General features: G+C 63.3%; 10 protein-coding genes and 2 tRNA genes. 2 read left to right on the top strand and 10 right to left on the bottom strand.

What is annotated here, in order from left to right:
• Positions 1-563 (bottom strand): hypothetical protein (locus QZT63_RS15275; protein WP_290652354.1); only part of this gene is annotated, 563 nt, incomplete at its 3' end.
• Positions 564-1,177: 614 nt separating this feature from the next.
• Here QZT63_RS15275 and QZT63_RS15270 point away from each other — a divergent pair.
• On the top strand, positions 1,178-1,357 hold the full coding sequence (locus QZT63_RS15270; protein ID WP_290652353.1) for a hypothetical protein: 180 nt from the start codon (positions 1,178-1,180) through the stop codon (positions 1,355-1,357).
• Positions 1,358-1,619: 262 nt separating this feature from the next.
• On the opposite strand, the gene QZT63_RS15265 is transcribed toward QZT63_RS15270, so the two are convergent.
• The 9 genes from QZT63_RS15265 to ispE all read right to left on the bottom strand — a co-directional run bounded on the left by QZT63_RS15265 (position 1,620) and on the right by ispE (position 7,872).
• On the bottom strand, positions 1,620-2,624 hold the full coding sequence (locus QZT63_RS15265; RefSeq protein WP_290652352.1) for a hypothetical protein: 1,005 nt from the start codon (positions 2,622-2,624) through the stop codon (positions 1,620-1,622).
• An 84-nt stretch (positions 2,625-2,708) separates the two neighbouring features.
• Entirely contained in the window at positions 2,709-2,951 is a 243-nt protein-coding gene (locus QZT63_RS15260; protein ID WP_290652351.1) for a hypothetical protein, read from the bottom strand.
• 137 nt (positions 2,952-3,088) lie between these two features.
• Positions 3,089-3,165: transfer RNA gene (locus tag QZT63_RS15255), tRNA-Met, on the bottom strand.
• Between the two features lie 83 nt (positions 3,166-3,248).
• Positions 3,249-4,340, bottom strand: coding sequence for a redox-regulated ATPase YchF (gene ychF, locus QZT63_RS15250; protein WP_290652350.1), 1,092 nt, complete (start codon positions 4,338-4,340; stop codon positions 3,249-3,251).
• A gap of 76 nt (positions 4,341-4,416) precedes the next feature.
• Positions 4,417-5,004 (bottom strand): aminoacyl-tRNA hydrolase, encoded by a 588-nt coding sequence (gene pth / locus QZT63_RS15245; protein ID WP_290652349.1) that lies wholly within the window; start codon positions 5,002-5,004, stop codon positions 4,417-4,419.
• 27 nt (positions 5,005-5,031) lie between these two features.
• Positions 5,032-5,751, bottom strand: a complete 720-nt coding sequence (locus QZT63_RS15240; protein ID WP_290652348.1) for a 50S ribosomal protein L25/general stress protein Ctc — start codon at positions 5,749-5,751, stop codon at positions 5,032-5,034.
• A 153-nt stretch (positions 5,752-5,904) separates the two neighbouring features.
• Entirely contained in the window at positions 5,905-6,843 is a 939-nt protein-coding gene (locus QZT63_RS15235; RefSeq protein WP_290652355.1) for a ribose-phosphate pyrophosphokinase, read from the bottom strand.
• 51 nt (positions 6,844-6,894) lie between these two features.
• A tRNA-Gln gene (locus tag QZT63_RS15230) sits at positions 6,895-6,969 on the bottom strand.
• A gap of 12 nt (positions 6,970-6,981) precedes the next feature.
• Positions 6,982-7,872: a 4-(cytidine 5'-diphospho)-2-C-methyl-D-erythritol kinase gene (ispE, locus tag QZT63_RS15225; RefSeq protein ID WP_290652347.1), complete on the bottom strand. Its 891-nt coding sequence runs from the start codon at positions 7,870-7,872 to the stop codon at positions 6,982-6,984.
• 435 nt (positions 7,873-8,307) lie between these two features.
• On the opposite strand from ispE, the gene QZT63_RS15220 reads away from it, so the two are divergent.
• Positions 8,308-9,585 (top strand): HD-GYP domain-containing protein, encoded by a 1,278-nt coding sequence (locus QZT63_RS15220; protein WP_290652346.1) that lies wholly within the window; start codon positions 8,308-8,310, stop codon positions 9,583-9,585.
• The last annotated feature ends 131 nt before the right edge of the window (positions 9,586-9,716 follow it).

Here is a 9,716-nt window from a genome sequence, read left to right as displayed (position 1 = left end):
TCGGTAGCCGCCTGGTGGATGATCACGCCGACATGCTCGACCTCTTTCTTGCGCCTGCGCCACCAGTGGTGTCCAGCTCCGGTAATGTTGACGTTGATCACGCGGGCATCATGACCAAGGTAGCCATTGCGGCCCATCGCGTCCCACCAGCGCGGCTTGCGCCAGCGCCAGGGAACAAGGCGGGAGGTGTAGCGCCAGACGCGTGCCCACGGGTGCGCGCCCTCGTCCTCGGCGTAGCAGACGATAATCTGCTCGATGCCGGCGGGGAACGCGTGCTGGGCGTTGAGCATGGGGTTGACGAGCACGAGCACGCGCGGTCGGGCCCCGCATTCCGCCGCCTGGACCGCCGCCAGGGCGCCGCTGCCATAGCCCACCAGCGTGTCGCCCGGCTGCGTGGCCGCCAGCACGGCATTCGTCGCGATGGTATTTGTCAGCGGGCCAAGGGCGTAGCCGTAGCACACGAGTTCGGCCTGGTGGCCGCAGGCGCGCAGCACGTCGCGCAGCACGCCCATCGTGTTCAAGGGGTCTAGCGCCCGGATTCCCGGGATCAGGCGAATGGTCATTCAACACACTCCACGCGGACGCGGTGCAGGCCCGCCGCCGCGGCGGCCCGCTACCGCATCCCGGTCTTGCCGTCGTCGCGCGTGCCAGTGCGGTGGTCATCGTCGACCAAGCCGGCGCCTCGGCCGGTCATCCGCGATGCGGCGGCGCAGGCGGTTAGCGTTGCCGTGGCTAGCGAAGTGGCTGCCAACACGCTCGCCAGTTTCCTGCTTCCACCCCATTGGACCGCAGTAAATAGAAATGTGCTGGCATACGTCGGTGGCGTCGCTGCGGCGCTCGAGGTGCGGACGGCGGGGATGACCCCAGGACGGCCAGTCCTGGTGGCTTCACACTGTGTCTGTCCTGTCAGGCATACCCGGCGCCCCGAATTCTGCCGGGGAGCCCACAGCATATGGAGCTTGTGTCCTGTAACCGAAAAACGCATAACGCACTGAACCGGCGATGGTTACGGCCTTTTTCAGCATTCTGAAATTACCGAGTTTTTGGTATCCCACGGCGAATTTCCTGGCAATAACGGGCAGTGTTCGTGGGGCCTCGGGACGAGCGGCACGCGCCACAGGGGCCGTTGATAGTCAACCGCTCCACCAAGGCGCGGCAGATGACGCGCAAGCGGCGGATGACCAAAAGGCTGAAAACCTACCTGGGTCGGATCACCCGGTACATCGAGCGCGAGATCGAGGATGCGTCACAGGCAAGCCAGGTTGCCCGGCGTGAGCCATGGCAGCGGGCGAACCGGCTAGTGAACGAGACGCGCAAGAGCAAGTACAAGCTGCTCGCCTGGCATGCCCGGCTGTGAGGTGCCCTGGGGGATGCGCTCAATGCGGTACTCGTGACCGCCGGGCACCGCATTCGGTTACCGCTGCGGGCCATGGGCCGACCTTTTGCGCCGAATCGTCCGACGGCTACTGGGCGCCATCGATACCGCCAGCCCGAATCAGGATCTCGAACCCGGATAGCGGGTGGCCGCATAACGGGTGATTCAGGACGGTCCAAAAGGGGGCGTTACAAACACCGGGGACAGACACCCCGGTGCTTGTATGATGGCATGGCAGGTGGGATCAGAAGCACTCCATGTCCCAGTCATCGTCGAACTCGTCGTCCTTGGCTTCGAGTTCGTCCCACGTGTAGAACGTGCCGTTGATCCAGGCCCCGCTCTGCTCGTATTCGACGTTAAACTCCTCGCCATCCACGTCGATATTCACTTCGCCACTGTAGGGGTTTCCGTGCTGCGGGAAGTGGATGGGGGAAACGGTGTTCATCGTCCAGGAGCCACCCATTCCTGGCTGGTTGCCGGTCATTGAGAACTCGCCGCTCAGTTCCATCGCGGCATCGCCAGGGATTTTGGAACTCGGTTCAGTGGTGACATCAAGGTCGTCGAAGCCGAATTCTGCACGCATGCGGCTGCCGTCGCAGCTCATGTCGAATTCGATATCCTGGTTGGCGGTGAGAATGAAGTCGTTCCAGGCCGTGTAATGCTGGCTTGATTGGCCGTTCATTTTGAAGGCGATGGCGAAATCCATTCCTTCGCCGGACATGGAGGACTCCACGTCATAATTCTCCGATCGGGAATTGATCAGAAACGTATGCGTGTCACTGTCAGAGGTTTTTGCCTCAACAACGCCGTTGATGTTGTAAGAACTGGAGAAATTGGTACTCTGAAATCCGCCGCCGCAGTTGCTGAATTCCGCATGAAAATGGTCCGACGTGTCGGCGAAAACGGTGTAGCTGCCGGTCTCGCAGATATCCTCCCAGGATTGGGTGTTCACCTGACCATCCGAGCTTTGCGTGCTGTGGGTGTTCGTTTCTCGAGGATCCTGAAAATTGCTGTCAGCCCCGGCCATTCCAAGCGCCATATCCCCCATGCCCTCAATGCCGGTGACGAAGTCATCCATGTCCATCGCCATCGTGGCGACCAGCATTTCTTGTTCTTGCTGGGACAGCGAGGCGAACTCGTTCGATCCGCCACCGCCGTCGCTGGAACTATTACAGCCCGCGATGAGCAGGGCGCTTGCAGCAGTCGTTGCCGTGATTATCAAGGTCTGGTAGGTCGATTTCCTGATCATTCTAGTTTCCTTCCCTGAATTGGTCGTCTACCCACGTGATGAGGGCAATGCGAGTCGCGCGTTCTCAGACGGCGTCGTTGTACGCTAGCGCGATGCTTCCCATCGCGCAACACCGGATGCTGCCACCCGCAGGGCATGGCTTTTCTGCTTCGCCACCACCAGGCGCTGGTAGTCGTCCAGGGCCTCGGCGAGCGTGGTGCGGTGCGCGGCGCGCTGGTCGCACCAGGCGCCGCTGTCCATGCTCGACTCGGTGTTGTGGACCCAGGTCCGCGCCTCGCCCTTGGTCGAGAAGGTTTTGGTCATGGTCGAATGACGGGTGCGGCGCACGCGCGCGCCACCGTCCGTCGCGTTTTGTGAAGGTCGCCAGTTTGCCTCGCTCCGCTGGTGCCTTTTTTCAAGTGGTCCACAGTTGGTCCAAAGCGCGGGCGGTGATTTTCAGAAGCGTTGTAAGTGATTGATTTGGCTGGTGGCTACGGGTGGACTCGAACCACCGACCCTCGCATTATGAGTGCGATGCTCTGACCAACTGAGCTACGTAGCCGTGTCGTGCAGGAGGCGCGATTTTCCAACCGATGTGGTGGCGTGTCAAGGAGTCCTACCGGCGCAGCGGGGTGCGCGTGGCGCTTAAACGTTGAAACGAAAATGCACGACATCGCCCTCCTGGACGACGTAGTCCTTGCCTTCCAGGCGTGCGCGCCCGGCGTTCTTGGCGCCGGCTTCGCCCTTGCAGGCGATATAGTCCTCGAAACGGATGACCTCGGCACGGATGAAGCCGCGCTCGAAATCCGTGTGGATACGCCCGGCCGCCTGCGGCGCCGTGTCCCCCTTGCGGATGGTCCAGGCGCGCACCTCCTTGGGGCCGGCGGTGAAGTAGGTGCGCAACCCTAAAAGCTCGTAGCCCGCGCGGATCAGGCGATTCAGGCCCGGCTCTTCCAGGCCGTACGCCGCGAGAAACTCGTTGCGCTCGCGCGCGTCGAGTACGGAGAGCTCCGCCTCGATGGCGGCACACACGGCGACAACCCCCGCCTGCTCGCGTGCCGCCAGTTCGCGCAGCTGTTCCAGGTGCGGGTTATTCTCGAAACCGTCCTCGGTGACGTTGGCCACATAGACAACGGGCTTGTCGGTGAGCAGATGGAACTCGCGCAGCAGCACTGCTTCGTGGGATTCCAGCGGCAGCAGGCGCGCCGGCTCCCCCTCGCCAAGGTGGTCGCGCAGTCGCCGCAGCAGATTCCGGCGCTGCACGGCTTCCTTATCGTTGGACTTGGCCAGGCGCTCCGCCTTTTGCAGGGCTTTCTCGGCGCTTTCCAGGTCGGCGAGGATCAGCTCGGTGTTGATGGTCTCCGCGTCGTCCACCGGGTTCACGCGGCCGGTGACGTGGGGCACGTCATCGTCCTCGAAGCAGCGGACCACGTGGGCGATGGCATCCGTCTCACGGATGTTGGCGAGGAACTGATTCCCGAGCCCTTCGCCTTTGGAGGCGCCGGAGACCAGCCCGGCGATGTCCACAAATTCCATGGTGGTGGGCAGCACGCGCTGTGGCTGGACGATGGCGGCGAGCTCATCCAGGCGCGGATCCGGCACGGGCACGATGCCCAAGTTGGGATCGATGGTGCAAAATGGATAGTTCTCAGCCGGAATCTCGTTTCGGGTGAGCGCGTTGAACAGGGTCGATTTGCCCACGTTGGGCAGGCCGACAATACCGCATTTGAATCCCATGCTACCTCTCTGGAAGGCCAGGCGACCGGCGATGACGCAAGCTCGAGCCTGGCGCCCCTTGTCTCCCGCCGCGCATTCAGCGGCTGTGCAGACGTTGTATTGCCTTGTCCACAGCGCCCTCGAAGATCAATGTCATGGCATCCACCGCCTCGTCGACGGCCGCGTCGATGGCCCGTCGATCATCCGGTGACGGCCGGCTGATCACGTAGGCCACCACGTCATCCGCATGCCCGGGATGACCGATGCCGATGCGCAAGCGCTGAAACTCCCGGGAGCTGAGCGCGCTCAGGGTGCTCCGCAACCCGTTGTGGCCACCGTGGCCACCGCCGCGCTTGACCCGCACCGTACCGGGGGGCAAATCCAGATCGTCGTGGGCGACCAGGATGGCCTCTGGTGGGATCGTGTAGTAATTGGCCACCGCCGCGATGGCCTGCCCGCTGCGGTTCATCATCGTGAGCGGCTTGAGCACATGGCAGCGCTCACCCGCGATCTCGACCCGGGTGAGTTCACTGCGGATGCGGGCGTGCTGGCGGAAGGTCTCGCCGTGGCGGTGCACCAGTTCGTCCGCGAACCGAAAGCCGGCATTGTGGCGGGTTCCGGTGTACTTGTCGCCGGGGTTTCCAAGCCCGACGATAAGACGGATCGCCGTGTGCTCATTGGCCATGACGAAAACCTGCCGCCGCTGCGAGGGTCATTTCTCTTCTTCGCCGCCCTCATCACCGGTGTCAGCCTCGTCGCCCTTGGTCTTGCTCTCGCCCTCGGGAGTCTCCTCGGCTTCGGCTTCGGCTTCGGCCTCGGCTTCCTCCTCCTCATCCGCCTTGGTCAGACGCGGCATCACAATGCTCACCACCGGGTGGTCATGGTCGTGCACATCGCCGCCGTGGGCGAATGCCTCCAGCTCCACGCCCTCGGGCACATGCAGCTGCGAGAGGTGAACGGAATCACCGACTTCAAGGTCGGCGAGGTCCACGACCAGGTATTCCGGAATATTCTTGGGCAGGCAGTTGATGGCCACGTCAGTGATGTCCTTGTGGACCACGCCGCCGGCCTTCACGCCCTTGCAATCGTCCTCGTTAAGGAAACGCACCGGAACCTGGGTGGTCAGCCGCTCGCCGGCGCGGATGCGCAGGAAGTCCAGATGCATCACCGAGTCCTTGTAAGGGTGGCGCTGCATGTCCTTGAGGACCGTATCCACCGTAGCGCCGTTTACGTCCAGCGTAACCACCTGTGAGAAAAAGGCGTCCCGTTCCATGAGCTTGCTCAGCTCAAACACGCTTACCTGCAGCATCTCCGGATCCTTGCCGGCGCCATAGAGGATGGCCGGTACTTTCTTGGTCTGACGCAGGCGGCGGCTCGCACCCTTCCCCGCGTCCACGCGCTGCTCGGCGCTCAGTTTCAGTTCAACGGCCATGATTGTGTCTCCATAATGAATGAAACCCGATCCTCCCCGCGACCAGGGAGGATCGGGTGCAAGAAATCAGTTTCCGCGTGCCGCGTGCAGCGGCCTTGTCGCGGTCGCTGCGGTCACGGCGTCATTGGGGATAATGCCGCCCCGACGGCTGACTCACTCCACAAACAGTTCACTGACCGACTCATCATTGCTGATGCGGCGGATACTCTCGGCGAGCAGCTCGGCAATGCTCACCTGGCGGATCTTCCGGCACGCCTCGGCTTCCGTGCTCAGCGGGATGGAATCGGTGACCACCAATTCATCGATGGTGGATGCGCTGATTTTCTCGATCGCCTTGCCGGAGAGCACGGGATGCGTCACGTAGGACACCACCCGATCGGCACCTTCATCTTTCAGGGCACGGGCGGCCTGACACAGGGTACCCGCGGTATCGACGATATCGTCGACGATAATGGCGGTCTTGCCGGGCACATCGCCGATGATATTCATGATCTGCGCTTCGTTCGCCTTGGGCCGGCGCTTATCGATGATGGCAAGGTCCGCATCACCGAGGCGCTTGGCGAGTGCGCGCGCGCGCACCACGCCGCCCACATCCGGGCTCACCACCACTTTGCGGGGGTAAACCTGCCGCCAGATGTCGCCCAACAGAATCGGCGAGGCGTAGATGTTGTCCACGGGCAGGCTGAAGAAGCCCTGGATTTGGTCGGCGTGCAGGTCCACGGTGAGCACGCGGTTGATGCCCGCGGTCTGGATCATGTCGGCGACCAGTTTGGCCGAAATTGGGACACGCTGAGAGCGGGGCCGACGGTCCTGTCGCGCATAGCCGTAATAGGGGATCACCGCCGTAATGCGCGCCGCAGATGACCGGCGCAACGCATCCGCGATGATCAGCAGCTCCATGAGGTTGTCGTTGGTCGGCGCGCAGGTTGGCTGAACGATGAATACGTCCTTGCCTCGCACGTGCTCGTCAATCTCGACGTTGACCTCACCGTCGCTGAACTTGGTCACGACGGCATAGCCAGGGCGGATCTTGAGGTGCTCGTTGATCGCGGCAGCCAGTTGCGGGTTGGCGTTTCCCGCAAAGACCATCATGTGTCCGTTTTCAGTCACGCTGATCCCGCTCGTGTGCGATCCGGAATGGAATGGCTGGGGTGCCAGGATTCGAACCTGGGAATGCGGGGATCAAAACCCCGTGCCTTACCGCTTGGCTACACCCCAGTGACAATCGGCTCAGACGCCTGAGGCGAAGACCGCATCGATCCGCTCCTGCAGCGGAGAGCGGTTCAATCCGCGGGCAACAAATCCGCGCCATCCCGCAGCGCGGCAATCCCTCCACGCAGCCTCCGCCTCGACCCATCCCCTGCAGGCCAGGTACACGCAGGCACCGGTTCCCGTGAGTTGTGGTCGACCGTGGCCGGCAAGCGCCTCGAACGCGCGGGCCACGACCGGATACCGTGCCCGCACGACTGGTTCAAAGTCGTTTCGACCCCCGCCGCAGCGGAAGTCGGCTATTGTGATGGGGGCTGAATTCCTTGTCAATTCCGGCGCCTGGAACACGTCTGCGGTACTGACCTGGCAGCCCGGTATCAACACGACGAACCACGGCCGATCCAGCTCCAGGGGCTGCAACACCTCGCCCACCCCTTCCGCCCAGGCGGCCTGCCCCCGAACGAACACGGGCACATCCGCGCCGAGACCACCGCCCAGGCGGGCCAGGGCGGATGCCCCGAGACCGCACCCCCAGAGGTGGTTCAACGCCACGAGCACGGTAGCGGCGTCGGAGCTGCCGCCACCGAGCCCGCCGCCGATGGGCAGTTCCTTGTCCACACGGATGTCGGCACCGAGCCGGGTACCACTACCGGACTGCAACGCGCGCGCCGCGCGCACGCACAGATCGTCCTCCTCGGGGACCCCGGGGACTGGTGCGGTGCGCTGGATGACACCGTCGTCGCGGGGACGCAGGTGCACGGTATCGCAGCGGTCCAGAAACTGGAAGACGGTCTGCAGTGCGTGGTAGCCATCGCGCCGGCGGCCGATCACGTGCAGAAATCGGTTCACCTTGGCAGGTGCGGGCCAGTGCGTTTCGGCGGACGCAGCCGCGGGCTCAGATGTTCTTGCCATCACGCTCCCGGCCGCGGAAATGCGTTCCTTCACTCCCCAGACGCACGGGCGGCGCACGATGTCGCATCAACGATTTCCCTCGACGTTGCGGGCTGCAGCTGGGGCACACAGGCGGGATAGTAGCATGCAGCGCCGCCGCACCGGAGTGCTTCTCAAACTGTGAGAGCACGCACGTTTCAGCCACAGCACGGGTGATAGATTCTTCGACACGGAACCAAAGGCTCCCGAGTGGGCGGCACGCCAACGGCTTGGCAACACGCCCAGCCATGAGTGCCCTGGGGCCAGGTAGGGCCCCGCCGATACCCGGGGGCCTCCGGCAGACCGGTGCAACGCTCCGGGACGCACTCACCCGCTTCCCGACGCGTTGGCAGAAACAGGGCCTGTGGCGCAGCACCTTGACTGACTGCGCGGGTCCCACGGATACAGGTGACAAGAATGCTCGACGTCCGTTATCTCACTCGCGTCCCGGTAGGGATGCTTCGTTACGGTCTTTATGTCGCCGAAGCCGATCGGCCCTGGGACGAAATTCCCGTCACCTTCCAGGGCTTCCTGATCCGCAGCGAAGAGGAACTGGAGATCCTGCGCGAGTATTGCAGCTTCGTCTACGTGGAGGAAACACGCTCCCGGGACGACGTCTACGCCACTTTGCAGACGGACATCCAGGGGCCGGCTGGCGGTGGCAAGCGCACGCCGGACGATACCGATCTGTCCGCCGAAACCGGCAATGAACGCCACCCCGATAAGCGCCGACTCCTCGCGCGTCTCGAGTCGGCGGCTGCCAGCCGTTCCGAGGCTGAGACGTTTGTGCAGCGAACATGGGAGGATGCCCGTCTTGGGCGTACCTTCAATTCCCGTCAGGCCCGTCTTATCGTCGAAGACATAGTCTCCCAGGTCTCGAGCAACGCCAGTGCGGCAATGTGGCTGACCAATCTGGCAAAAAAGGACGACTACTCCACGGCCCACTCGATCAATGTCTGCGTGATCGCCCTGGCGTTCGGTATGTACCTGGGGCTGCGTGGGCGCGAACTCCAGAGTATCGGCCTGGGTGCGCTACTGCATGATATCGGCAAGGTGAAGCAACCGCCGGAGATCCTGACCAGGCAAGGACCGCTCACCGCGGAGGAATGGGAGGCGATCAAGCGCCATCCGGACGAGGGGTGCGACATCGTATCCACGACCGGCGAGGTGCCTGACGCGGTGCTTGACATGATCCGCATGCACCACGAGCGCATCGACGGACGGGGCTACCCGCGCGGACTACAAGGCGATGACATCCCTGAGCGCGCACGCATCGTCGCGCTTGCGAACCACTACGACTCGCTCACCAGTGACAGGCCCTATCGGCAGGGCCGGCCGACCGACGAGGTATTGCAGGCACTCTACAACGAAGATGAGCACCTGTTCGGCGCCCAGCTCGTGCAGGCGTTCATCCATTGCATCGGCATCTTCCCGATCGGAAGTCTTGTGGAGCTCGATAACGGCGCGCTCGGCGTCGTTGTGGCGTGCAGCCCGGAGAACCGTCTCAAGCCGACCGTCCTGCTCGTGCGCACACCCGACGGCGAGTTCTACGAGAAGCGCCTACTGCTCAACCTGGCCGCCGATCCGGACCCCACGGGCCCCAGCGCCCGCCATATACGGCGCGTCGTGAACCCGGCGCACTACGACATCGACGTGGCTGGAATCGTGGCGTTCGAGTTCGGTGTTGTCTTTTGATGCGCTGATGCGCCAGTGTCCTGTCCCGTAAATACGTTGCGAAAATTGGCGTGGATCCTGACGGTTCCTGGCAAGGCGCGCCGACGAGGCGTAGCGGGGACTACGGCGAGGAGGCGCAACGCCGCCAGGGG

The organism is Aquisalimonas sp. (assembly GCF_007120195.1).
Classification (GTDB): domain Bacteria; phylum Pseudomonadota; class Gammaproteobacteria; order Nitrococcales; family Aquisalimonadaceae; genus Aquisalimonas.
This window is presented reverse-complemented; position numbering and strand designations above follow the sequence as displayed.

Bases quoted from the DNA above. Each gene is read 5' to 3' on its own strand.
- QZT63_RS15270 (WP_290652353.1), top strand. From the start codon at position 1,178: ATGACCAAAAGGCTGAAAACCTACCTGGGTCGGATCACCCGGTACATC.
- QZT63_RS15265 (WP_290652352.1), bottom strand. From the start codon at position 2,624: ATGATCAGGAAATCGACCTACCAGACCTTGATAATCACGGCAACGACT.
- ychF (WP_290652350.1), bottom strand. From the start codon at position 4,340: ATGGGATTCAAATGCGGTATTGTCGGCCTGCCCAACGTGGGCAAATCG.
- pth (WP_290652349.1), bottom strand. From the start codon at position 5,004: ATGGCCAATGAGCACACGGCGATCCGTCTTATCGTCGGGCTTGGAAAC.
- QZT63_RS15240 (WP_290652348.1), bottom strand. From the start codon at position 5,751: ATGGCCGTTGAACTGAAACTGAGCGCCGAGCAGCGCGTGGACGCGGGG.
- QZT63_RS15235 (WP_290652355.1), bottom strand. From the start codon at position 6,843: ATGATGGTCTTTGCGGGAAACGCCAACCCGCAACTGGCTGCCGCGATC.
- ispE (WP_290652347.1), bottom strand. From the start codon at position 7,872: ATGGCAAGAACATCTGAGCCCGCGGCTGCGTCCGCCGAAACGCACTGG.
- QZT63_RS15220 (WP_290652346.1), top strand. From the start codon at position 8,308: ATGCTCGACGTCCGTTATCTCACTCGCGTCCCGGTAGGGATGCTTCGT.